General features: G+C 67.2%; 26 protein-coding genes. 11 read left to right on the top strand and 15 right to left on the bottom strand.

Annotation, left to right across the window (positions count from 1 at the left end):
• The first annotated feature begins 18 nt into the window (after positions 1–18).
• The 5 genes from Q9235_RS23440 to Q9235_RS23420 all read left to right on the top strand — a co-directional run bounded on the left by Q9235_RS23440 (position 19) and on the right by Q9235_RS23420 (position 3518).
• Positions 19–267, top strand: coding sequence for a CopG family ribbon-helix-helix protein (locus Q9235_RS23440; RefSeq protein WP_306224202.1), 249 nt, complete (start codon positions 19–21; stop codon positions 265–267).
• Positions 264–548, top strand: a complete 285-nt coding sequence (locus Q9235_RS23435; RefSeq protein WP_306224200.1) for a type II toxin-antitoxin system RelE/ParE family toxin — start codon at positions 264–266, stop codon at positions 546–548. Before Q9235_RS23440 ends, Q9235_RS23435 begins: the two co-directional genes overlap by 4 nt.
• 15 nt (positions 549–563) lie before the next feature.
• Positions 564–1586 carry a zinc-binding dehydrogenase gene (locus Q9235_RS23430; protein ID WP_306224198.1) on the top strand — a complete coding sequence of 341 codons (1023 nt, stop codon included), beginning with the start codon at positions 564–566 and terminating at the stop codon, positions 1584–1586.
• A 154-nt stretch (positions 1587–1740) separates the two neighbouring features.
• Positions 1741–2676: a lipid A biosynthesis lauroyl acyltransferase gene (locus tag Q9235_RS23425; protein ID WP_422678396.1), complete on the top strand. Its 936-nt coding sequence runs from the start codon at positions 1741–1743 to the stop codon at positions 2674–2676.
• 68 nt (positions 2677–2744) lie between these two features.
• Positions 2745–3518 (top strand): DUF1223 domain-containing protein, encoded by a 774-nt coding sequence (locus tag Q9235_RS23420; protein ID WP_306224194.1) that lies wholly within the window; start codon positions 2745–2747, stop codon positions 3516–3518.
• A 22-nt stretch (positions 3519–3540) separates the two neighbouring features.
• Here Q9235_RS23420 and Q9235_RS23415 read toward each other — a convergent pair whose 3' ends face one another.
• The 3 genes from Q9235_RS23415 to Q9235_RS23405 all read right to left on the bottom strand — a co-directional run bounded on the left by Q9235_RS23415 (position 3541) and on the right by Q9235_RS23405 (position 5556).
• Positions 3541–4146, bottom strand: a complete 606-nt coding sequence (locus tag Q9235_RS23415) for a TPM domain-containing protein (protein WP_306224192.1) — start codon at positions 4144–4146, stop codon at positions 3541–3543.
• Positions 4146–4895 carry a TPM domain-containing protein gene (locus tag Q9235_RS23410; protein WP_306224190.1) on the bottom strand — a complete coding sequence of 250 codons (750 nt, stop codon included), beginning with the start codon at positions 4893–4895 and terminating at the stop codon, positions 4146–4148. Before Q9235_RS23410 ends, Q9235_RS23415 begins: the two co-directional genes overlap by 1 nt.
• A gap of 109 nt (positions 4896–5004) precedes the next feature.
• Positions 5005–5556 (bottom strand): LemA family protein, encoded by a 552-nt coding sequence (locus tag Q9235_RS23405; protein WP_306228433.1) that lies wholly within the window; start codon positions 5554–5556, stop codon positions 5005–5007.
• Between the two features lie 176 nt (positions 5557–5732).
• Between Q9235_RS23405 and ggt the strand changes: the two genes are divergently transcribed.
• The gene (gene ggt / locus Q9235_RS23400) at positions 5733–7469 is read left to right on the top strand and encodes a gamma-glutamyltransferase (RefSeq protein ID WP_306224189.1); all 1737 of its coding nucleotides are present in this window, start codon (positions 5733–5735) and stop codon (positions 7467–7469) included.
• 5 nt (positions 7470–7474) lie between these two features.
• On the opposite strand, the gene Q9235_RS23395 is transcribed toward ggt, so the two are convergent.
• From Q9235_RS23395 to Q9235_RS23380, 4 genes are all read right to left on the bottom strand, one after another.
• Positions 7475–7954, bottom strand: a complete 480-nt coding sequence (locus tag Q9235_RS23395; RefSeq protein ID WP_306224187.1) for a hypothetical protein — start codon at positions 7952–7954, stop codon at positions 7475–7477.
• Positions 7955–7957: 3 nt separating this feature from the next.
• On the bottom strand, positions 7958–9184 hold the full coding sequence (gene rlmN / locus Q9235_RS23390; RefSeq protein ID WP_306224185.1) for a dual-specificity RNA methyltransferase RlmN: 1227 nt from the start codon (positions 9182–9184) through the stop codon (positions 7958–7960).
• A gap of 102 nt (positions 9185–9286) precedes the next feature.
• On the bottom strand, positions 9287–9709 hold the full coding sequence (locus Q9235_RS23385; RefSeq protein WP_306224184.1) for a GFA family protein: 423 nt from the start codon (positions 9707–9709) through the stop codon (positions 9287–9289).
• A gap of 13 nt (positions 9710–9722) precedes the next feature.
• A complete protein-coding gene (locus Q9235_RS23380) occupies positions 9723–10322 on the bottom strand; it encodes an invasion associated locus B family protein (protein WP_306224183.1) in 600 nt (199 codons plus the stop codon).
• Positions 10323–10506: 184 nt separating this feature from the next.
• On the opposite strand from Q9235_RS23380, the gene Q9235_RS23375 reads away from it, so the two are divergent.
• Complete coding sequence (locus tag Q9235_RS23375) at positions 10507–11481, top strand: NADPH:quinone oxidoreductase family protein (protein ID WP_306224181.1); 975 nt, start codon at positions 10507–10509, stop codon at positions 11479–11481.
• Between the two features lie 7 nt (positions 11482–11488).
• On the opposite strand, the gene Q9235_RS23370 is transcribed toward Q9235_RS23375, so the two are convergent.
• Positions 11489–11824, bottom strand: coding sequence for a YkvA family protein (locus tag Q9235_RS23370; RefSeq protein ID WP_306228430.1), 336 nt, complete (start codon positions 11822–11824; stop codon positions 11489–11491).
• A 216-nt stretch (positions 11825–12040) separates the two neighbouring features.
• Here Q9235_RS23370 and Q9235_RS23365 point away from each other — a divergent pair, with 216 nt between their 5' ends.
• A complete protein-coding gene (locus Q9235_RS23365) occupies positions 12041–12826 on the top strand; it encodes an SDR family NAD(P)-dependent oxidoreductase (protein ID WP_306224180.1) in 786 nt (261 codons plus the stop codon).
• A gap of 3 nt (positions 12827–12829) precedes the next feature.
• Here Q9235_RS23365 and Q9235_RS23360 read toward each other — a convergent pair whose 3' ends face one another.
• The 4 genes from Q9235_RS23360 to ftsY all read right to left on the bottom strand — a co-directional run bounded on the left by Q9235_RS23360 (position 12830) and on the right by ftsY (position 15917).
• Entirely contained in the window at positions 12830–13546 is a 717-nt protein-coding gene (locus tag Q9235_RS23360) for an RES family NAD+ phosphorylase (protein WP_422678395.1), read from the bottom strand.
• On the bottom strand, positions 13540–13953 hold the full coding sequence (locus Q9235_RS23355; RefSeq protein WP_306224177.1) for an MbcA/ParS/Xre antitoxin family protein: 414 nt from the start codon (positions 13951–13953) through the stop codon (positions 13540–13542). Before Q9235_RS23355 ends, Q9235_RS23360 begins: the two co-directional genes overlap by 7 nt.
• 69 nt (positions 13954–14022) lie before the next feature.
• Entirely contained in the window at positions 14023–14658 is a 636-nt protein-coding gene (locus Q9235_RS23350) for a septation protein A (protein WP_306224174.1), read from the bottom strand.
• The gene (gene ftsY / locus Q9235_RS23345) at positions 14655–15917 is read right to left on the bottom strand and encodes a signal recognition particle-docking protein FtsY (protein ID WP_306224173.1); all 1263 of its coding nucleotides are present in this window, start codon (positions 15915–15917) and stop codon (positions 14655–14657) included. The genes Q9235_RS23350 and ftsY overlap by 4 nt, the downstream gene beginning before the upstream one ends.
• Before the next feature lie 157 nt (positions 15918–16074).
• Between ftsY and Q9235_RS23340 the strand changes: the two genes are divergently transcribed.
• The 3 genes from Q9235_RS23340 to Q9235_RS23330 all read left to right on the top strand — a co-directional run bounded on the left by Q9235_RS23340 (position 16075) and on the right by Q9235_RS23330 (position 18632).
• Complete coding sequence (locus tag Q9235_RS23340) at positions 16075–16737, top strand: RluA family pseudouridine synthase (RefSeq protein ID WP_306228427.1); 663 nt, start codon at positions 16075–16077, stop codon at positions 16735–16737.
• Between the two features lie 99 nt (positions 16738–16836).
• On the top strand, positions 16837–17472 hold the full coding sequence (locus Q9235_RS23335; RefSeq protein ID WP_306224172.1) for a DUF6875 domain-containing protein: 636 nt from the start codon (positions 16837–16839) through the stop codon (positions 17470–17472).
• Between the two features lie 8 nt (positions 17473–17480).
• Positions 17481–18632, top strand: a complete 1152-nt coding sequence (locus Q9235_RS23330; protein WP_306224170.1) for a GNAT family N-acetyltransferase — start codon at positions 17481–17483, stop codon at positions 18630–18632.
• Between the two features lie 12 nt (positions 18633–18644).
• On the opposite strand, the gene Q9235_RS23325 is transcribed toward Q9235_RS23330, so the two are convergent.
• The 3 genes from Q9235_RS23325 to Q9235_RS23315 form a co-directional block, all read right to left on the bottom strand.
• On the bottom strand, positions 18645–18941 hold the full coding sequence (locus tag Q9235_RS23325; protein WP_306224169.1) for a 4a-hydroxytetrahydrobiopterin dehydratase: 297 nt from the start codon (positions 18939–18941) through the stop codon (positions 18645–18647).
• Positions 18938–19510 (bottom strand): RNA 2',3'-cyclic phosphodiesterase, encoded by a 573-nt coding sequence (gene thpR, locus Q9235_RS23320; protein ID WP_306224168.1) that lies wholly within the window; start codon positions 19508–19510, stop codon positions 18938–18940. Before thpR ends, Q9235_RS23325 begins: the two co-directional genes overlap by 4 nt.
• A gap of 331 nt (positions 19511–19841) precedes the next feature.
• Positions 19842–20897 (bottom strand): aldo/keto reductase, encoded by a 1056-nt coding sequence (locus Q9235_RS23315; RefSeq protein ID WP_306224166.1) that lies wholly within the window; start codon positions 20895–20897, stop codon positions 19842–19844.
• Positions 20898–20950: the final 53 nt, after the last annotated feature.

Genomic DNA, 20950 nt, shown 5'->3' with positions numbered 1-20950 from the left:
GAACCGGAGTGAACCGACATGACGGCAGCCTTCACCATTCGCCTCGACGACGAGATGCTGGCCAGGCTCGACGCGCTCGCCGCCGACACCGACCGCTCGCGGAGTTGGCTCGTTACCAAGGCGATCGAGAGTTATGTCGAGCTGAACGCTTGGCAAATCGAGCAGATCAAGGCGGGTTTGGCCGAGGCCGACCGCGGCGAGTTTGTCACCGAAGCCGATCTTGATGCGATCGAGGCCGAGATTCAGGCCAAGATCGACCGGCAATGAGAATAGTCTGGACGCCAAGGGCGCAGCGCAATCTGCGCGACGCGGCGCGCTATCTGGCGCAGTTCAATCCCTATGCCTCCCTGTCGATGATCCGCATGATCCGCGCCGCACCGGCGCAACTGCTGCATCATCCGGCAAGCGGCCGGCCAGGGCGCATCGAGGGCACTCGCGAACTCGTGGTTCCCGGGACGTCGCATATCCTGCCCTATCGCGTGCATGATCACTCCGTTCAGATCATCGCCGTGATCCATACCTCCCGGCAATGGCCGGACAAGCTCTGAAAGCGTTCGAATCTCATGCGTTCTCTCCAGCTCCATGGTGACCGTGATCTCCGTCTCGAAGACATCGAGCCGCCGCCGTCGCCGGCTCCCGGCGAGGTGCAGATCCGCATCAAGGCCGTCGGGCTGAACTATCTCGACCTCTGGGGCTTCCGCGGCATGGCCTTCGCCAAGCGCAAGATGCCGCAGGCGGCCGGCGTCGAAGCGGCCGGCGAGATCGTCTGCGTCGGCGAGGGCGTCACCGGCTTCGCACCCGGCGACACCGTCACCGCCTATGGCGCCGATACCTGCGGCCAGTGCAAGGCCTGCCGCGAGGGCCGCGACAATCTCTGCGAGAACGTCGCCGGCATCATGGGCTTCCATATCGACGGCTTCGCGCGCGAATTGCTCAACCGCCCGGCCCGCCTCACCATCAAGGCGCCGAAGGGCGTCTCCTTCGAGGATGCCGCCTGCGCCCCGATCGGCTTCGGCACGGTCCAGCACATGCTGTTCGACAACGCGAAGCTGGAGCCCGGCGAATCCGTGCTCGTCCATGCCGGCGGCTCCGGCATCGGCACGGCCGCGATCCTGATGGCCAAGGCGATCGGCTGCACGGTCTACACGACGGTCGGCGACGACGAGAAGGGCGCCAAGGCCAAGGCGCTCGGCGCAGACCACGTCATCAACTACCGCGAGGACCGGTTCGAGGGCGTCGTCCGCAAGCTGACCGGCCGCAAGGGCGTCGATGTCGTGTTCGAGCATGTCGGTGCCGACACCTGGAACGGCTCGCTGCTCTGCCTGAAGCGCGGCGGCCGGCTCGTCACCTGCGGCGCGACCTCCGGCCCCTCGGCCACGATCAACCTGATGCAGCTCTTCCAGCAGCAATATCGCATCACCGGCTCCTTCGGCTGCCGGATGGAGAATATCGCGCAGTCGCTGGAGAAGATGGCCGGTGGGATGAAGCCGGTGATCGACTCGGTCTTCCCGCTCGCCGAATTCGAGAAGGGGCTCGCCCGGATCGAGGGCCGCAAGGTCTTCGGCAAGGTCGTCATCGCCTTCTGATTGCGACCTGTTTCCCGTCAAAGACTTGACGCGGGCGCGTTCCTGCCCCAGATCGCGCCTTCAAGGCCCGGTCTTGCTCTCGGCACGGGCGTTTCAGGCAGGACCGACCTTGAGACGATTGAAGGCTATCGCCGCGCGCGCCGGCGCCGCGGTGATGATCGGCGTGATCCGCGCCCTGTTCGGCTTCCTGCGCCTGCTCGGGCCGGAGCGCGCCAGCGACCTCGGCGGCTGGCTCCTGCGCAGCGCGAGCCCGCTGATTCCGGTCAATCGCGTCGCACTCGCCAATATCCGCGCCGCCTTCCCCGAGAAGGACGAGGCCGAGGTGAAGCGCATCGCGCGCGGCGCCTGGGAGAATCTCGGCCGCGTTGCCGGTGAATATGCCCATCTGAAGACGCTCTTCGATTACGATTACCTCAACCCCGACAAGCCTTCGCGCGTCGAGGTCAAGGGCATCGAGCATTTCATCGCGCTCAAGGACGACGAGAAGCCCGGCCTGATCTTCTCGACGCATCTCGCCAACTGGGAGCTGCCGGCGATCTGCGCGCAGGCCTATGATCTCGAGACCACCGCGGTCTTCCGGGCGCCGAACGACCCGGCGATCGCCGCTGTCGTCCACGAGATCCGCTCCGGCACGATGGGTGGGCTCGCCGCCGCCAAGCAGGGAGCGGCCTTCGCCATGCAGGGCGTGCTGGAGAATGGCGGCCATCTCGGCATGCTGATCGACCAGCATTTCACCCGTGGCGTCGTGGTGCCTTTCTTCGGCCGCCCGGCGCTGACCAACCCGATCATGGGCAAATTCGCCAGGCGCTTCGAATGCCCGGTCCATGGCGTGCGCGTCATCCGCCTGCCGAACCACCGCTTCCGGCTGGAACTGACGCCGCCGCTCGACCTGCCCCGCGACGCCAATGGCGAGATCGACGTCCAGGGCGCGATGGCGATGATGACGGCGGTCGTCGAGGGCTGGGTGCGCGAGTATCCCGAACAATGGCTCTGGATGCATCGCCGCTGGCGGCCCAACATGATCTCGGCCGCCGCGCGTGAGGCCTTCGATCACGCCGGCGCGACCGTGCCGGTTTTCAAGGCAACGTGATTTCCCTCGCGTGCAGATTGCGGGCTTTGGTAACCTCCGGAAAAGAAGTCGTCCGCAGAGTCCAGAACATGTCCCCTCGCCCGCGCCATCTCGCAGCGACCGTCGCCGCCTTTGCCCTCGGCATGGCTGCGGCGCAGGCGCTGGCGCAGACGCCCGCGAAGCCCCTGAAGGCGGTGATCGAGCTCTTCACCAGTCAGGGCTGCTCCTCCTGCCCGCCGGCCGATGCGCTCGTCGCCGAACTGGCCAAGGACCCGGAGTTGATCGCGCTGACCCTGCCGGTGACCTACTGGGACTATCTCGGCTGGAAGGACACGCTCGGCAAGGATTCCTTCGCGAAGCGCCAAAAGTTTTACGCCAAGGCCCGCGGAGACGGGCAGGTCTACACCCCGCAGGTCGTGATCAACGGCGCCACCCATGCGATCGGCTCGGAGCGGGCGGAGATCGAGAAGGCGGTCAACCAGTTCGCGACGACCGGCTTCGCCGCCAAGGTCAGCCTGAAGGAAGAGAACGGCGCTCTCCAGATCCAGGTCGCTCCGACGGGGAGCGAGAGCGAGACCACGGCCGGCATCTGGATCCTGCCGACCACGCATCAGGCGGCCGTGCCGGTGACGCGCGGCGAGAACCAGGGCCGCACGCTCGCCTATGCCAATGTCGTGCGCGGGATGGTCCGCGTCGGCGAGTGGGCCGGCAAGGAGGCGACGGTCACCGCGCCGCTATCCGCCACCCAGGCACCCGAGGCCGATGGCTATGTCGTCGTCGTCCAGACCGAGCGCCCCAACAAGTACGGCTATATGATGCCCGGCGCGATCCTCGGCGCCGCGAAGGGGCTGGCGAAGCGCTGAACCTGCCTGCGGCGTCGCCCGCTTAAAGCAGGATGACCTTGTTCGAGAGTTCGTCGACATCGCCGGGCACGGGCGGCACATGCTGCCCCAGCACGGCCCCGACCGAACCCACGGCTGCAATCAGACCTTCGGTCAGGCGGTCCTCCCGCGCAGCGGCAAGCAATGGCTCGATGATTCCGCGCCAAGTATCCTTCTCGACCAGCCCGTCGATGCCGGTATCGGCGATAATCTCGGCATAACGCTCCTGCAGCGCGATATAGAGCAGCACACCGGTGCGTCCCTTCGTCCGCGTCAGCCCGCGCGCCGTGAACTCGCGCAGCGCCACGTCATGCGCGCGCCGGCGTTTGACGAAACCCGGCACGAAACGTCCGCCTCGGCCATACCAGAGCAGGCTCGCCAGCAGGCCGGCAGCGCAGATCAACTGGATCAGGAAGATCCGCGGCGCGCTCATCACCGTGAGCCACAAAAGCGGCCAGGGCACGAACAGCGCCAGCGTCAGCGCCATGATCACCGGGACGTTGCGATAGCTTGACGCCGCGCGGTCGATCACCACGACGATCTCGCCCGCGGTCATGCTCTCGGCCCGGCGCACGGCTTCCGAGATCGCGTCCCTGTCGGCTGTATCCATCACCAGTCTCCCGAAGCCCCGCCGCCGCCCGAGGAGCCGCCGCCACCTGAAAATCCGCCGCCGCCCGAGCTCCAGCCGCCTCCACCGCCGCTCCAGCCCGAGTTGGAACCGGAGCCGGTGCTCCAGCCCGTGCTCTGCGGCAGCGTCACCCACTGGCCGTTGCGCAGGCGATGCCGGCGCACGCCGCCCTGCTGGCTCAGCCCGCGCAGGAAGGCGACGATGAACAGGAAGATGAAGATCATCGCGATGATGACCGCGATATCCTCGCCCAGCGTGCTCTCGTCCGAGCGCACCTCGGCCTTGCGCTGCCATTCCTCGGCATCCCCCGCAAGGATCGTCAGGATGGCGTCGACGCCAGCCTCGATACCCCCGGCAAAGTCGCCGGTCTTGAATTTCGGCGCGATCGCCGTGGTGATGATGACCTTGGAGAGGGCATCGGTCAGAGCCCCTTCCAGGCCGTAGCCCACCTCGATGCGGACCTTGCGCTCCTTCGGCGCGACGATCAGCAGGGCGCCGTTGTTCTTGGCCTTCTGGCCGAGCTTCCAATACCGGAAGAGCCCGTTGGCGAAATCCTCGATCGTGACGTCCTGCAGCGACGGCAGGGTCGCGACGACGACCTGGTCGGAGGTCTTGTCCTCATGCGCCTTGAGCTTGTCTTCGAGCCGCTGCCGGACATCGGGCGCGAGCAGATTGGCGCCGTCGACGACCCGCCCGGTCAGGGCCGGATAGGTCGGCTCGGCGGCGAACACGGGAAGAGCGCAGAGCAGAAAAACGAAGAATGCGGAAACACGACGCAGAAACCCTCTCCCACACGGGGGAGGGGTTTCCCGCGCCTCTTCCGGCAAGGTCGTCACAACCTTAGAACTTCACCGCCGGCGGCCGCTCGGCACCCGCGGTCGCCGTGAAGGTCTCCATCGGCTTGGCGCCCCAGAACAGCTTCGCCCAGATCACGCCCGGGAAGGTACGGATCTCGGTGTTGAAGGCCTGCACCGCCTGGATGTAGTCGCGCCGCGCCACCGCGACCCGGTTCTCGGTGCCTTCGAGCTGCGATTGCAGGGCGAGGAAGTTCTGGTTGGATTTCAGGTCCGGATAGCGCTCGACCGTGACGAGCAGCCGCCCCAGCGCGCCGGTGAGCTGGTTCTGCGCGTCCTGGTATTCCTTGAACTTCGCGGGGTCGTTGATCGTGGAGGCATCGACCTTGACCTGGCTTGCCTTGGCGCGGGCCTCGACGACCGCGGTCAGGACTTCGCGCTCCTGCGCGGCGTAGCCCTTCACCGTTTCCACCAGATTCGGGATCAGGTCGGCGCGGCGCTGGTACTGATTCTGCACCTCGGACCAGGCGGCTTTCGCCTTTTCCTCCAGCGTCGGCACGTTGTTGTAGCCGCAGCCGGCGAGCACGATTCCGAGCATGCCGAGGACGAGCCAGGAGAGCGGCCGGCGAAGGTGGGTCGAAAACGACATGCCGAAAACCCCTTTTTGGCAACGTCAGAACAAGCGATTCGGACCTTACCCGCCAGCGCTTATCGATCCAAGCTGTCAGGCCGCGGCGAATAGCCTATCCTGCGCGCCTCACCGGAGCTTCGCCCATGCGCCTGTCTCTCTTTCTCTCGGTTCCCGCAGCCCTGCTCGCCACCCAGATCGCCATCGCCCAGCCACAAGCCCCCGCCCCGGAGGCAGCGACCGGGCGCGCCGTCAAGACGCTCGGAACGGCCCAGCGTTTCATGGCGGCCGCTGCCAATCCGCTGGCCGCGACGGCCGGGCGCGACATCCTGCGCGCCGGCGGCAGCGCCACCGACGCCGCGATCGCCATCCAGCTCGTCCTCAATCTCGTCGAGCCGCAGAGCTCCGGCATCGGCGGCGGCGCCTTCTTCGTCCATTGGGACGAGGCCGGCCGAAAGGTGACGACGCTTGACGGCCGCGAGACCGCCCCGGCCGCCGCCAAGCCCGACCGCTTCATGAAGGACGGCAAGCCGATGCCGTTCAAGGAGGCCGTGGTCGGCGGCCGTTCGGTCGGCGTCCCCGGAACGCTGAAACTGCTGGAGGAGGCGCATCGCCGTTGGGGCAAGCTGCCCTGGCCTGACGTCGTCGCCCCTGCCCTGAAACTGGCGGAGGAAGGCTTCGCGATCTCGCCGCGGCTCAATGGCCTGCTCGCCGGCGAAAAGGACCTGCCGAAAAACGCGCTCGCCGCCGCCTATTTCTACGAGCCGGACGGCAAGCCCAAGGCTGTCGGCACCGTCCTGAAGAACCCGGCCTTCGCCGCGACGCTGCGGGCCGTTTCATCCCAAGGCTCGGAGGCGCTCTACAAGGGACAGGTCGCCGAGGATATCGTCGCGACGGTCACCGGCCATCCGACCAATCCGGGCGATATCACGCTCGCCGATCTCGCCGCCTACAAGGTTGAGGAGCGGGAAGCGGTCTGCGGGGCCTACCGCATCTGGCGCCTCTGCGGCATGGGGCCGCCAAGCTCGGGCGCGGTCGCGCTCCAGCAGATGCTCGGCATCCTCGAAAGCCAGGACCTGCGCCGGATGGGACCGGGCGCTGACGCCGCGCACTGGTTCAGTGAAGCCGGCCGGCTCGCTTTCGCCGACCGCGCGCTCTACCTCGCCGATCCCGCCTTCATCAGCGTGCCCGTCAGCGGCCTGATCGATCGCGACTATATCCGCTCGCGCGCCGGGCTCGTCAGCCCCGAACGCTCGATGGGCCGCGCCAAGCCCGGCGATCCCCCGAACAAGCGCGCGCAATTGCTCTCCCCCTCCGACGGCATCGAGAACGGCACCAGTCATATCTCCGTCGTCGACGCGGACGGCAACGCCGTCGCCATGACCACGACGATCGAGGACGGCTTCGGCTCCCGCCTCATGACCAGGGGCGGCTTCCTGCTCAACAACGAATTGACCGACTTCAACTTCGCACCGGAGGAGGACGGCAAGCCCGTCGCCAATCGCGTCGAGCCCGGCAAACGCCCGCGCTCGTCGATGGCGCCGACGCTGGTCTTCGATGCCTTCGGCCGGCTCTATGCCGTGGTCGGCTCGCCCGGCGGCAGCCAGATCATCGGCTATGTCGGCAAGACGCTGGTCGCCCTGCTCGACTGGAAGATGGATCCGCAACAGGCCGTGGATTTCGGCAATTTCGGCAGCCGCAACGGCCCGACCGAGCTGGAGAAGGGCACCGAGGCCGAGGCTTGGAAGGCCGCGCTGGAGGCGAAGGGCCACGAGGTCCGCCTGCTGGAGATGACCTCTGGCACGCAAGCCATCGTCAAGACGCCGGAAGGCTTTCTGGGCGGCGCCGACGGCCGCCGCGAAGGCGTCGCGATCGGGGACTGAGGTGGCTAGGGCTGCGCCGGGCGCTCGCCACCAGCGCCGCGCCCGGCGATCAGCCAGTAGACGAAGCCCGTCGCCGCGCCGACCAGGAAGAGGCCGGAGATGATCTGGATCTCGGCCGTGCTCGGCGCGCGCGACAACCTCAGCATGGCAAGCGGCAACAGCGCGGCCAGAAGTCCCGTGAAGCCGCTCTGAAGCAGGCCGCTGCGCAAACGGAACAGCTCCGAGCCGACTGCGACCAGCACGACCGGCGCGACAATGATCGCCAGACCCAGCTTGCCGATCAGCGCGAACGCCGCTTGCGCGGCCGGCGCCGGGTCGATGCCGCTTTCGGCGAGCCCGAACAGGATATCGATGAGGCGCTCGATGCCGCCGCCGATCAGCATGGCCACGGCGGGCGAAGCGAAGCTCGCCGCGCCCAGGAAGAACAGCCCCGCCCCCATCGCGACGAGGCAGGCGAACGGAATCAGCAGCAACCAGCGCAGCAAGGCTTATTCCGCCGCGACGGCCGGAGCGTCGGCTTGCGCCTCGTCCAGCATCAGGCGAGCGCGGGCGGAGAGCTTCTCCGTCTCGCTCTTGAGCTGGCCGCATGCGGCGAGGATGTCGCGCCCGCGCGGCGTGCGCACCGGCGAGGCATAGCCGGCACGGAAGACGATCTCGGAAAAGCGCTCGATCCGGTCCCAGTCCGAGCATTCGTATTTGGTGCCGGGCCAGGGATTGAACGGGATCAGGTTGATCTTGGCCGGAATGCCCTTGAGCAGGCGCACGAGCTCGCGCGCCTCGGCATCGGAATCGTTCACGCCCTTGAGCATGACATACTCGAACGTGATCCGCTTCGCGTTCGAGAGTCCCGGATAGTTCCGGCAGGCCTCGAGCAGGTCCTTGATCGGGTATTTCTTGTTGAGCGGCACCAATTCGTTACGCAGCTCGTCGCGCACGGCATGCAGCGAGATCGCCAGCATGGTGCCCATCTCGTCGCCGAGCGGGCCGATCTGCGGCACCACGCCCGAGGTCGAGACGGTGATGCGGCGGCGCCCGAGCGACAAGCCCTGGTCGTCGGTGATCACGCCGATCGCGTCGCGCACGCCATCGAAATTATAGAGCGGCTCGCCCATGCCCATGAAGACGATATTGGAGACGAAGCGCCCACCGTCATTCGGCACGAAAGCGCCATCCGGCGCCTTTCGGTTCGGGAAATCGCCGAGCCGGTCGCGCGCCACCATCAACTGGGCGACGATCTCTTCGGTCTTGAGATTGCGCACCAGGCGCTGCGTGCCGGTATGGCAGAAGGTGCAGGTCAGCGTGCAGCCGACCTGGCTGGAAACGCAAAGCGTGCCGCGATCGACCTCGGGGATATAGACGCATTCGATCTCGGCGCCGCGATCATGCGGCCCGGTCGAGGGCATGCGCATCAGCCATTTGCGGGTGCCGTCGGTCGAGACCTGCTCGGCGGTGACGGTGGGCAGGTCGAGCGAGAAATGCGCCGCGAGTTCACCACGCAGCCCCTTGCCGATCGTCGTCATCGCGTCGAAATCGCGCACGCCGTAATGATAGATCCAGTTCCAGAGCTGGCCGACGCGCATGCGCCGTTCCTTCTCGGGCACGCCGATCTCGGCCAGCGCCTCGATCAGGCCGGCGCGGGTGCGCCCGACCAGCGAGGGGCGTCGCAAAACGGGTTCGGCCGCCGGAGCGGCGGTGGCGGGAACGGATGCGGTCATCGGAGCTCTGTCGTCGCCCATCGGGGAAGGCGCGGGATTTCGCGGCTCCCTAGCACAATTCGGGAAGAATCGGAAATTGCGCGATTCGCAGGCGCTACCCGCCTAGGACGAATGCCCCTCGAATTGCGGCAGATCGTCGGTGATATCGTACCAGGGCGCCTTCGAGCCGACGAAGATGTGATGGTCGGGCCGGAGGCTGGGAGCATCATCGAGCGTCCCCAATGCGACATGGACATAGGCCCCTTCGCGAACCACCGAGAACAGCAGCGAGCCGCAGCAGCGGCAATGTGCATTGTGATTATCGGGCTCGCCGACGATCAGAAGGGCATCCGCGCCCGCGGTGACCGCGAGTTTCGCCCGCTCGATACCGGCGAAAGGCTTGAAGGCCGATCCGGTGGTACGCCGGCATTGCGAGCAATGGCAATTGGCGGCGTAGCGGAAGGCATCCGCAACCTCGAAGCGAGCCGCTCCGCAATAGCAGCGGCCCTTCAACCGGCGCACCGATCCGGTTACGCCCGAGGCCATGGCCCGAAATGCCTTACTTGCAGGCGTCCTCCGCCCGCTTCACGATCTGGCTGATGCCCGCGAGCGAGTACTTGTCGCTGGTCGGATTGCCGCGCTTGGAGGTGCCCTTGATCTCCAGCCCGGAGCCGCGGCGCAGCGCGTCGAGCATGCGCGGCTCCTCGGCGGGGTTCTTCAGCCACATGTTCTGGCCCTTGGCGACCAGCGCGAAGCGCTCGTTGCCGATGATCGCCTGATGCTCGACCCCTTCCTTGAGGTCGAAATTCATCACGAAGCTGATCTCGTTGCGCACGCCCTCGCCCGGCCGGCTGGAGACGAAGAGCAGGCCTTCGACTTCCTTGAGGTTGGCGGGGATGCGGGTCTCGGCCTTGGACAGCGCATAGCAGACCTTGGAGCGGCCCTGCTGGGAGGAGAAGGCCTGCCACTTGCCGGCGGTCTCCAGCAGCATGGCCTGGCCCTGGCCGGGAGCGGCTGCGGCCGGGGCGGGCTTGGCACGCTGCTGGGCGGCTGCGCCTGTCGGTAGCAACAGAACAGCGGTGCTGCCCGCCGCGAGGGTGGCAGCGAGAGCAGAACGGAGGGCAGCGGCGCGGGAGGTGCGGAGGAACGAGCTGATCATGGACCGCCATCAGTCACTAAAAAACTTAATACCGCGTTTACCACCTGTTGATCAGGCGCGCTCACGCGGGACGGCGGCATAGAGTGTCACGATCCTGGCGAAAATACGAATGATGACGAGGCGGTTCCGTGCCGCATCCGGCCATGCCAGGATCGGATGCGATGACGACGAAGGCGGATCGACGATGAAGGCCCTGCTCTGCGACCATCACGGCCCGGCCGAGGACCTGGCGATCCGCAACCTGCCGGATCCGAAACCGGGCCCCGGCGAGATCGTCGTCGCCGTTAAGGCCGCCGCGCTGAACTTCTTCGACACGCTGATCATCCAGGGTCGCTACCAGACCAAGCCTGCCTTCCCCTTCTCGCCCTCGGCCGAATGCGCCGGCACGATCAGCGCCATCGGCGAAGGCGTGGCCGGCTGGCAGGTCGGCGAGCGCGTGGCTGCCTGGCTGGGCTACGGCGCGGCGCGCGAAAAGGTCGCCGTCCCCGCCGACCAGCTCATCCGCATCCCCGACCGGCTCGACGATGCACAGGCGGCCGGCCTCTTCGTTACCTACGGCACCGCCATGCATGGACTGATCCAGCGCGCCGGGCTCAAGGCGGGCGAGACGCTCGCAGTCCTCGGCGCCTCCGGCGGAGCAGGGCTCGCGGCGGTCGAGATCGGCGCTCTTCTAGGCGCCCATGTCATCGCTTGCGCCTCCTCGCCCGACAAGCTCGCGCTTGCCCGCGAGCACGGCGCGCAGAAGGAGATCGATTATGCGCGCGACGACATCCGCGCCGAGCTGAAGAAGCTGACCGAAGGTCGCGGCGTCGACGCGCTCTACGACACGGTCGGCGGAGAGCTGGCCGAGCCGGCCCTCCGCTCGATGGCTTGGGAAGGGCGCTATCTCGTCGTCGGCTTCGCCGGCGGCGAGATCCCGAAGATCCCACTCAACCTGCTATTGCTCAAGGGTTGCGACCTGCGCGGCGTGTTCTGGGGCCAGTTCGTCGCGCGCGACCCGGCCGGCCATCGCCGCAACATGGAGCGCCTGCTGGACTGGGCGGCGGGCGGCCATATCCGCGCCCATGTCCATGCCACGATCCCGCTCGAACGCTGGACCGAGGCCTATGCGCTGATCGCCGACCGCAAGGCGAAGGGCAAGATCGTGCTGACGCTGTGACGGAGCCTTATAGCTCCGCCAGCGTCTGCCTCGCCCGCTCGCGATGCTCGGGCGTGATCGAACCGGCGACGGCTGCGATGGCAGCCGCGATCACCGCCGCGTCATCGGTGAAGCCGAGCAGCGGCATGATGTCGGGAATGGCGTCGACCGGCAGCACGAAATAGCCGAGCGCGGCGAGCAGCGTCAGCCGCACGCGCCGTGGCGTCGCCGGATCGCGCGCGCAGAACCACGCCGCCAGCAAATCCTCCGCAAACGGAATACGCTTCGCGACGCGCTTGAGCCGGGCCATGAAATCGGACCCGAACTTCGCCTCGTCGCGCAGGCTCTTGCGGATCGCCTCCATCTCCTCGCGGCTGAAGCTTGCGCTGAACCCCTCGCTCATCCCTGTTCTCTCCTTGGCACCTGTGATGCCGATCATCGCGCGCCTCCCATCAAAGCGCCATGTCGAAAGATGGCCCCGGCGCAATCCTGCACAAGAGGGCGCCAGCAAAACCCGCTTGGAGCGAGGCAAAACCCCCTCTAAACCGGCTGTCACAACAAGATTGACGGGAAACGCGCCATGAAACTCGATTCCTCCCTCGCTGCCATCGTCACCGGCGGCGCCTCCGGCCTCGGCGAGGCGACCGCGCGCATGCTGGCCAGCCAGGGCGTCAAGGTCGCGCTGCTCGATCTCAATGCCGAGCGCGGCGAGGCCATCGCCAGGGAAATCGGCGGCGTCTTCGCCCTCTGCGACGTCACCAGCGAGGCCTCGGTCGACGAAGCCTTGGCCAAAGCCCGTGCGGCCCATGGCGTCGCCCGCATCATCGTCAACTGCGCGGGCATCGCACCCGGCCGCCGCGTCGTCTCGAAGAAGCGCGACACCGGCGAGCTCATCGCCCATGACCTCGCCACCTTCGAGAAGGCGGTCGCGATCAACCTGACCGGTACCTTCCGCATCATCGCCAAATCGGCGGCCGCGCTCGCCGGCCTCGATCCCGTTACGGCCGATGGCGGCCGCGGCGTCATCATCTGCACGGCCTCGGTCGCAGCCGAGGACGGTCAGATCGGCCAGGCCGCCTATGCCGCCTCCAAGGCCGGCGTCGTCGGCCTGACTCTGCCGGTCGCGCGCGATCTCGCCGGCGTCGGCATCCGCATCGTCACGATCATGCCCGGCCTGTTCGAGACGCCGATGTTCGCCGGCCTCCCCGACGACGCCAAGGCCTCGCTCGCGGTCTCGGTGCCGCACCCCTCCCGTCTCGGCCGCCCGGCGGAATATGCCGCGCTCGCCCGCAGCATCATCGAGAACGACATGCTGAACGGCACCGCGATCCGCCTCGACGGCGCAATCCGGTTGGCGCCGAAATAGGCCTCAAACGATGCGGAAAACCTCGCCGGCACTGCGGTCCCGGTAGAGGTCCACCCGCTCGCCGTTCCAGTGATAGTCGAGATGCCGGCCCTGCACGGGGTGGCTCGCGCCATCCGGATAGAACAGCCCGACGCATTCGCCGCCAGGACAGCGCACGCTTGGATAGGCGATACCGGCCGAGCCGAGCGCCCGCAAGCCGATGCCGAGCGTCTGGCTCGCGACATAGTCGGCGGGATCGAGTACCGGTGCTGCTTCGGCCCCGAGTGGCCGGATGTCGTGAAGCTCCGCGTCGATCTCCAGCACGATCTCGCGGAATTGCGAGGTCCAACCCGGCGGCTGGGCCGTCGCCAGCATGAAGCGGGCATGGTGGTGGATCGTCTCCAGCAGCGCCACCTCGAAGCGATCGCCGACATAGAGCACGCCAAAACTGCCATCGCTGAAGCGGCTCGGCCGGTCCGGGCTGACATGGGTGAAGGGCGCCATCAGCCAGCTCGCCCCCGGCCCGGAGACGCGCCGCTCCGTGGGGACCAGATCGAGATTGCCGATCGTCTCCATCAGGCGCGGATTGGTCTTCTGCTCGGCCGCGATCAGCAGCGGCCAGTCGGCGGGATCGGCGATATCCTCGAACAGGTCGATCGGCGGGAAGATGCTGCGGATGATCCGGACCGCCCCGCGCCATTCGATCTCCGCGACCGGCAGGCTCGCCGGATCGATCACCAGGCGCCCCGCTCGGCATCGAGCAGCCGGCGCACCCGCATCAGGTCGGTGAGTTCGCCGCCGAGCATCACATCAACAGCCGATTTCCCGCCGAAACCGGCATTGGCCCGTTTGATCCACTCATAACCGCGCTGCGGCTCGGTGAAGATCAGGCGTAGCGCCTTATGGATGCCCATCAGGTTCGAGAGCCGGGCCTTGCCGTCGCGCGAGATGCGGCCGATCTCGCCGGCTTTCCAGCGCCGGTAGCTCCTGACCGGCAGGTCGACCAGCACCGCCGCTTCCTCGTCGGTGATCCGCCAGAGCCGGAACAGATTGACCGCGGCGCGAAACATCGCCGCCGCCTCGTCATCCGTGATCGGATCGGGGACAAAATCGCGCTGGGCCGTCTCGATGCGCAGCAGGCCAGTCATGGCGTCGCTCTCCATTTGGCATAAAATGGAGATAATATTGCCAAATGGCAATAGCCTGCCAAATCGAGCCTATTCCTCGGTCTTCGGCGGCTTGATCTCGTGCTTCAGGATCAGGGGTGTCTGCGCCAGCGCGAAGGCCATGGTCAGCGGCATCACGCCCCAGACCTTGAAGGCGACCCAGAAATCCTGGGTCTGCGTACGCCAGACCACCTCGTTGATGGCCGCCAGCACGAAGAAGAACAGGCCCCAGCGGAAGGTCAGCTTGCGCCAGCCCTCCTCGTCGAGCTGCAGCACCGTCTCCAGCACCAGTGAGAGCAGCGCGCGCCCGAAAAACAGCCCGCCGAGCAGTACCGAGCCGAACAGCGCGTTCACGATGGTCGGCTTGACCTTGATGAAGAAGGCATCGTCCAGGGCCAGCGTCAAACCGCCGAAGACGGTGACGACGATCGCGTTCACGATCGCCATGCGCGGGAGGTAGCCCATCAGCGCCCGCGACAAGGCCAGCGCGATCAGCGAAGCCGCGATGAAGATACCGGTCGCAACGAAGATGCGCCGGTCTTCGGTGACGCCGAACAGTCGGTCGCCATAGGAATTGGCGAAGAAGAAGATCGCCAGCGGCCCGAATTCCAGCGCGAGCTTGAGCAAAGGGCTGACCGTCTTGCCCTTGGCCGCCTCGACCGGAACTTGCTGTGTGGTCTCGCTCACGCCGCCTCTCCCGAAGCTGATTCCATGCCCGCCACAGCCCGCGCGAAATCGCGCGCCGAGAACGGCTCCAGATCCTCGACGCTCTCGCCGACGCCGATGAAATGCACAGGCAGGCCAAACTGCGCGGCGAGCGCCACCAGGATGCCGCCGCGCGCCGTGCCGTCGAGCTTGGTCATGACCAGCCCGGTCACCCCCGCGGTTTCGCGGAAGGCTTCGACCTGGCTGATCGCGTTCTGGCCGACGGTCGCGTCGAGCACGAGCAGCGCCGCATGCGGTGCGCTCGGGTCCTGCTTGCGGATGACGCGCACGACCTTGGCGAGCTCGTCCATCAATCCCTGCTTGTTCTGCAGCCTGCCGGCCGTGTCGATCAGCAGCACGTCGGTATTGTTCGCCTTCGCCTTCTGCAGCGCCTCGAAGGCGAGGCCCGCCGCGTCGGCGCCCTGCTGGCCATGGACGACCTCGGCCCCGGTGCGCTCGCCCCAGACGCGCAATTGCTCGATCGCCGCGGCGCGGAAAGTGTCGCCGGCGGCGAGCATCACGGACTTGCCCTCGCTGCGGAATTTCGCGGCGAGCTTGCCGATCGTCGTGGTCTTGCCGGAGCCATTGACCCCGACCATCAGCAGCACGAACGGCTTTTTCGTGGCGTCGATCGCCAGCGGCTGGGCGACGGGCAGCAGGATCGTCTCGACCTCGCGCGCCAGGATCGCCTTCACCTCGGATGGCTCGATCTGCTTGTCGTAGCGCCCGTCGCCGACGGCCTTGGCGATCTTGGCGGAGGTCGCGAGGCCGAGATCGGCCTGGATCAGGATATCCTCGAGGTCTTCCAGCGTGCCGGCGTCGAGCTTGCGCTTGGTGAAGAGATCGGTGATCCCCGTCGTCAGCGCCGAGGAGGTCCGCGACAGCCCCTCGGTCAATCGCCGCCACCAGCTCCGCTTCGGCTGCGGCGCAGGGACGGGAGCCGCAACGGGCTCGGACTGCGGAACGATGGCAACGACCGGCTCGGGCTCGACCGCAGGCGCAGCCTCTTCGACCGGAGCCGGCGGCGCAACCGGCTCAGGGGCCGACGCCTCGACGACAGGCGCTTCCGCCTCAGCCGCCGCCGCGGGAGCAACCTCTTCAGCTTCCGGCTTTCGCTCCTCGACCGGCTCGACAGCCTGTTCGGTCACCGCCTCCGGGGCGGGAGCCGGCTTGACCGGTTCCTCGTCGCGTCCGAACAGCCTTGAAAAGAAGCCGCGTTTCTTCGGTTCGGTCTCGCTCATCGTCGTCCTGTCTTCGGTTCGGCAGGCATATCGGGTTGCGCCGCCGGGCCGGCTTCGCTAGCGCAATGCCATGGCAGCGCCGGACCGACCAGAAAATTCGCAATCCCATGGGCAGATCGAGGAAGAACTGCCGGTGCCGCTGCTCTATCGCGACGCCATGATGCTCGTCATCGACAAGCCTGCCGGATTGCCTTCGCATCGCGGGCCGCAGGCCAAGCGCCGCATCATCCCGGTCCTGACCGATTATCTCGACGCATTGCGCTTCGGCCTGCCGCGCAAGCCTGAAGCGGCGCACCGACTGGACAAGGACACCTCCGGCTGCCTCGTGCTCGGCCGGCACCCTCGCGCCATGGCGGAGCTCAACCAGATGTTTCGTGATGGCCGCATCGACAAGACCTACTGGGCGATCGTGCAGGGCGAGCCTGCGCAGGACGAGGGATTGATCGACCTTCCCCTCGCCAAGCGCTCGCCCGAACGCGGCTGGTGGATGAAGGTCGATCCCGCCGGCCTGCCCTCGCAGACCCGCTATCGCGTGCTGGGCCGGGGCGAGAGCGAGCACGGCCCGCTCGCCTGGCTCGCGCTGGAGCCGCTGACCGGCCGCACCCACCAATTGCGCGTCCATTGCCAGGCTTCGGGCTGGCCGATGCTCGGCGACGAGATCTATGGCGATGCCCCGCGCGAAGGCGGGCCGGGCCTCCAGTTGCACGCCCGGTCGATCGCGATCCCGCTCCACAGGAAGCGCGATCCGATCACGGTCGAGGCACCGCCGCCGCCGCATATGCTGGCGGCGCTCGGTGCCTGCGGCTGGAACAGGGTTTAGGACGCGTCAACGCGGCGCCTGCGACCTGCCGGCAGCGATCAATCCTTCGCTAATCCGGCGCTGCTATACGACGGCTGCCCCTTCTCCCGTCATGTAGCCATGGCCGATAGCACCGTCGCCGAACCCGAGCTTCTGACCCTGCCCGAAGCCCGGGCCCGCTGCGCGGACGGCGCCGCGCCGCCGCTGGCCGTGCTCGTCGATTGGATCGAGACCTATCTGATGAGCGCCCATGCCGATCTCGGCCGCACCGGCGCCGTCTGCCCCTTCACCCGCCAGGCCGCGAAGCTCGACACCGTCCGCCTCGGCATTTCCACCGCAATCGCGGCCGATGAGGATGCAGCCTTCGCGACCGTGAACCGCAGCTTCGCCGATCTCGACGCGATTCCAGCCCAAGCGACCCTGCAGCATTTCCGCACGGTCATCATCGGCTTTCCCGGCTGCGCCGACGCGGCCGGCACGGCAATGCTGCAACGGGTTCAGAAGCGGCTGAAATTCGTATCGCTCCGCCGCTTCCGCATGATCGGGCTGATGCATCCGGACTCGGAGGCGCCAGGCCTCTGGAATCCCCGGTTCCGCCCGTTGCGCGCGCCGTTTCCGGTCGTGGCCGTTCGCCATATGGTCGAGCACGACGCGCCCTTCGCCGCGCGCCATCCGCTCTTGATGCTGCCCTATCTCGCCCGCTTCCGCATGGCGGGCGCGAAACGCCTCATCGCGCATCTGCGTGCGGGGCCATGAACGCGGCGATGCCCTTGCCCACCGCGCGCGACGATACCGTGACGCTCGATCTCGTCGAGGATGTCGCCGGCTTCCTGGCGCTGCGCCGGGACTGGGAGGCGCTGTTCGAGCGCTCGGCCGCGCCGTCGCAGCTCTTCCAGAGCCATGTCTTCCTGCGTCATTGGGTGGCGCATTACCTCACCCCCGGCACGCGGCTCAGCATCGTCACCGCACGGCGGGCCGGTGAATTGGTCATGGTCTGGCCGCTGATTCGCCAGAAGCGCTACGGCCTCGACACCCTGCGCTTCATGGGCGTTCCGGTCGCCCAGTTCGGCGATGTGCTTGTCGGCGATGGCGAGGAGGCGCTGCAGCGAGCGAGCTGGGCCTTCATCGAAAACATGCGCGCCGATCTCTTCGAGGCCCGCAAGCTGCGCGCCGATTCGCGCCTTGCCCGGAGCGGCCTGCTCGGCGGCGCGGTGCAGGGCGACCGGCAGGACGCGCCCTTCGCCGATCTCGTCCGCCGCGTGGGAGAGGCAGGCCCAAGCCTCGTCTATCCGGCCCGCGAACGCTCGAACCATCGCCGCCGCCTGCGCCGCCTCGAGGAGCGCGGCCCGCTCACCCATGCCATGCCGCCGCCCGGCCCGGAGGCGGCGCAACTCGCCGCCACCGCCATCGCGATGAAGCGCACGACACTCGCCCGGCGCGGCATCGTTGCGCCGGTCCTCAACGATCCCCGCTTCGCCGCCTTCTTCATCGATCTCGCCGCCGATGCTTCCGGCGAAGCCACGCTGCGAATCGCATCGATCTTCAGCGAAGGCGCCCCGATCGGCATCGACCTGTCCTTCGACTGCAAGGGACACAGCTTCGCGCATGTCCTCGCGACCGATCCCGGGCACGGGCAGGACGGCATCGGCAAGATCCTGATCCATCACAGCTTCGCCCGCGCCCGCGCCCGCGGCAGCACGATCTTCGACCTGCTCGCGCCGTCGGAGCCTTACAAACTCGAACATGCCGATGGCAGCGTCGCGGTCAGCGACCATCTCCGGCCGCTGTCGCTGAAGGGGCGGCTGGCCTGCCATCTCGGCATCCAGCACTGGCGCCCGCTGCTGAAGACCGTAGCGAAGCGCCTGCCGGCAAGCCTCGCGCGCCAGGTCATGCCCGCGCCGCGGCAAGGCGGGTAGCGCAGTCCCGACTCAATCCGAGATCGCGTCGATGGCGCGCGCCAGCTTCACGTCGAGCTCGGTCAGGCCGCCGGCATCATGGGTCGCCAGCGTGATGTCCACGGTGCGATAGACATTCGACCATTCCGGATGGTGATTCATCGCCTCGGCCAGCAGCGCAACCCGCGTCATCCAGCCGAAGGCCTCGCTGAAATCGCGGAAGACAAAGCGCTTGGCGATGGCCTCGCGACCTTGCGCGAGCTTCCAGCCGGTCAGGGTCGCCAACGCCTCGGCCTGTGCCTCGGGCGAGAGTCGCTTCGGCCGCGTCATCGCCGCATCTCCCGCGACAGGCGATTCGGGTAGGATGGGCCGAGCGGATAGGCCGCCTCCAGCACATAGGGCCCGCCGCCGATCGAATCACGCGAGGACATCAGGGCCACCCGGCGCGCAGTGAAGGTGAACGGACGGACGATCGGGTGCAGGCTGAGGAAATGCGCGAGCTCGACGGGAGTCGTGTCGCGCAACCGCGCCAGCGTGACATGAGGCACGAACTTGCGCGCTTCCGCCGGCAGGCCGAGGCGGCGCATCTGCCGTTCGAGATCGCCCTGGAGATCGGTCAGCGTCTTGCCGGGCTGCGCCCGCGCGAAGAGTGCCCGCGGCTTGTCGCCGCCGAAGCTGCCGAGCGCGTCGAGCGTGACCTCGAACGGATAGGCTGTGAGATCGGAGAGCATGTCGTCGATATCGTTCGCCATGCGCCGGTCGACATCGCCCAGGAAGCGCAGGGTGATGTGATAGTCGGCCGGCTCGATCCAGCGCGCGCCCGACAATCCGCCGCGATGCAACGTCAGCCCGGTCGCGACCTCGGCGGGGATTTCCAGAGCGATGAACAGCCTCGGCATGAGCGAATCCCTGCCAAGCGAATGTGACTCTGGCGAGACGGTAAGCGCGCAGCCGGCTCAAGGGAACCGTTTTTGCACTGTCGCAACCGACCAGCCCCGCCGNTCCCTGCCAAGCGAATGTGACTCTGGCGAGACGGTAAGCGCGCAGCCGGCTCAAGGGAACCGTTTTTGCACTGTCGCAACCGACCAGCCCCGCCGCGTCATCCCGGACAAGCCGCGAAGCGGCGCCGATCCGGGATCCATGCCGGAGCGCCTCCGATCAAGGTTCAGATGGATCCCGGGTCTCCCTTCGGTCGCCCGGGATGACTGCGGTTAGGTTGGAAACAAGCCGTTACGGGCAGGGATTGCCGACGAGCTGATGAATCGCGTCGATCCCGGCCTCGACCTCCGGCGAGAGCTTCACGTCGATCGAGGCAATATCGGTCCTGAGCTGCTCCATCGACGTGGCACCGATGATGTTGGCGGTGACGAAGGAGCGGCTGTTCACGAAAGCCAGAGCCATTTGCGCCGGGTCGAGCCCTGATTCGCGGGCAAGCGCGATATAGCGCTTGATCGCCGCCTCGGCGCCGGCCGTCTGGTAGCGCTGGCCGCGGTCGAACAAGGTCGTGCGCGCTCCGGCCGGACGGGCGCCGTCGAGATATTTGCCGGTGAGGAAGCCTTGCGCCAGCGGCGAATAGGCGAGCAGGCCGACATCCTCATGCAGCGCGACCTCGGCCAGAGCCGTCTCGAAGGTGCGGTTGAGCAGGCTGTAGGCGTTCTGGATCGACTGGACCCGCGGCGTGCCGCGCGCTTCCGAATCGGTGACGAAGCGCATCGTGCCCCAGGCGCTCTCGTTGGAAAGGCCGAGATGGCGGATCTTGCCGGCCTTGATCAACTCGGCGAAGGCGTCGAGCTGTTCGGCGATCGGGGTTTCGTCGGCCGCCGAAGCGTAGGCGTCCTTGGTGAAACGTGTCGGATTTGAGCCCCAGGGCATCGGCCGCTCGGGGAAATGCAATTGATAGAGGTCGATATAATCGGTCTGCAGGCGCTGCAGACTCTTGTCGACGGCTTCGAAGACCTGCTTGCGCGTCACCCGTGTCGGGCTCTTGTCGTCGCGGAACCAGGTGTTGCCGCCGCGCCCGCAGACCTTCGACGCCAGGATGATCTTGTCGCGGTTCTTCCGCGCCTTGAACCAGTTCCCGATGATCCGCTCGGTCGAGCCTTGGGTCTCCGGCTTCGGCGGGATCGCATAGAGTTCGGCCGTGTCGAAGAAATTGATCCCCTGCTCGACGGCGTAGTCCATCTGGGCATGGCCTTCGGCTTCGGTGTTCTGCTCCCCCCAGGTCATGGTTCCCAGGCAGATCACCGAGACCTTGAGATCGGTGCGTCCGAGGCGGCGGTATTCCATGGCGATGCAACTCCGGAAGCAGGGGCCGGCAAGCGGCAAGACGGGAAGCGGGG

This window comes from Bosea beijingensis (assembly GCF_030758975.1).
Taxonomy (GTDB): Bacteria; Pseudomonadota; Alphaproteobacteria; order Rhizobiales; family Beijerinckiaceae; genus Allobosea; species Allobosea beijingensis.
This window is presented reverse-complemented; position numbering and strand designations above follow the sequence as displayed.

Excerpts from the sequence above, each read along its gene's own strand:
- Q9235_RS23440 (WP_306224202.1), top strand. The coding sequence starts at position 19 with ATGACGGCAGCCTTCACCATTCGCCTCGACGACGAGATGCTGGCCAGG.
- Q9235_RS23435 (WP_306224200.1), top strand. The coding sequence starts at position 264 with ATGAGAATAGTCTGGACGCCAAGGGCGCAGCGCAATCTGCGCGACGCG.
- Q9235_RS23430 (WP_306224198.1), top strand. The coding sequence starts at position 564 with ATGCGTTCTCTCCAGCTCCATGGTGACCGTGATCTCCGTCTCGAAGAC.
- Q9235_RS23425 (WP_422678396.1), top strand. The coding sequence starts at position 1,741 with ATGATCGGCGTGATCCGCGCCCTGTTCGGCTTCCTGCGCCTGCTCGGG.
- Q9235_RS23420 (WP_306224194.1), top strand. The coding sequence starts at position 2,745 with ATGTCCCCTCGCCCGCGCCATCTCGCAGCGACCGTCGCCGCCTTTGCC.
- Q9235_RS23415 (WP_306224192.1), bottom strand. The coding sequence starts at position 4,146 with ATGGATACAGCCGACAGGGACGCGATCTCGGAAGCCGTGCGCCGGGCC.
- Q9235_RS23405 (WP_306228433.1), bottom strand. The coding sequence starts at position 5,556 with ATGCTCGGAATCGTGCTCGCCGGCTGCGGCTACAACAACGTGCCGACG.
- ggt (WP_306224189.1), top strand. The coding sequence starts at position 5,733 with ATGCGCCTGTCTCTCTTTCTCTCGGTTCCCGCAGCCCTGCTCGCCACC.
- rlmN (WP_306224185.1), bottom strand. The coding sequence starts at position 9,184 with ATGACCGCATCCGTTCCCGCCACCGCCGCTCCGGCGGCCGAACCCGTT.
- Q9235_RS23385 (WP_306224184.1), bottom strand. The coding sequence starts at position 9,709 with ATGGCCTCGGGCGTAACCGGATCGGTGCGCCGGTTGAAGGGCCGCTGC.
- Q9235_RS23380 (WP_306224183.1), bottom strand. The coding sequence starts at position 10,322 with ATGATCAGCTCGTTCCTCCGCACCTCCCGCGCCGCTGCCCTCCGTTCT.
- Q9235_RS23375 (WP_306224181.1), top strand. The coding sequence starts at position 10,507 with ATGAAGGCCCTGCTCTGCGACCATCACGGCCCGGCCGAGGACCTGGCG.
- Q9235_RS23370 (WP_306228430.1), bottom strand. The coding sequence starts at position 11,824 with ATGGAGGCGATCCGCAAGAGCCTGCGCGACGAGGCGAAGTTCGGGTCC.
- Q9235_RS23365 (WP_306224180.1), top strand. The coding sequence starts at position 12,041 with ATGAAACTCGATTCCTCCCTCGCTGCCATCGTCACCGGCGGCGCCTCC.
- Q9235_RS23355 (WP_306224177.1), bottom strand. The coding sequence starts at position 13,953 with ATGACTGGCCTGCTGCGCATCGAGACGGCCCAGCGCGATTTTGTCCCC.
- ftsY (WP_306224173.1), bottom strand. The coding sequence starts at position 15,917 with ATGAGCGAGACCGAACCGAAGAAACGCGGCTTCTTTTCAAGGCTGTTC.
- Q9235_RS23340 (WP_306228427.1), top strand. The coding sequence starts at position 16,075 with ATGATGCTCGTCATCGACAAGCCTGCCGGATTGCCTTCGCATCGCGGG.
- Q9235_RS23335 (WP_306224172.1), top strand. The coding sequence starts at position 16,837 with ATGGCCGATAGCACCGTCGCCGAACCCGAGCTTCTGACCCTGCCCGAA.
- Q9235_RS23330 (WP_306224170.1), top strand. The coding sequence starts at position 17,481 with ATGCCCTTGCCCACCGCGCGCGACGATACCGTGACGCTCGATCTCGTC.
- Q9235_RS23325 (WP_306224169.1), bottom strand. The coding sequence starts at position 18,941 with ATGACGCGGCCGAAGCGACTCTCGCCCGAGGCACAGGCCGAGGCGTTG.
- thpR (WP_306224168.1), bottom strand. The coding sequence starts at position 19,510 with ATGCCGAGGCTGTTCATCGCTCTGGAAATCCCCGCCGAGGTCGCGACC.
- Q9235_RS23315 (WP_306224166.1), bottom strand. The coding sequence starts at position 20,897 with ATGGAATACCGCCGCCTCGGACGCACCGATCTCAAGGTCTCGGTGATC.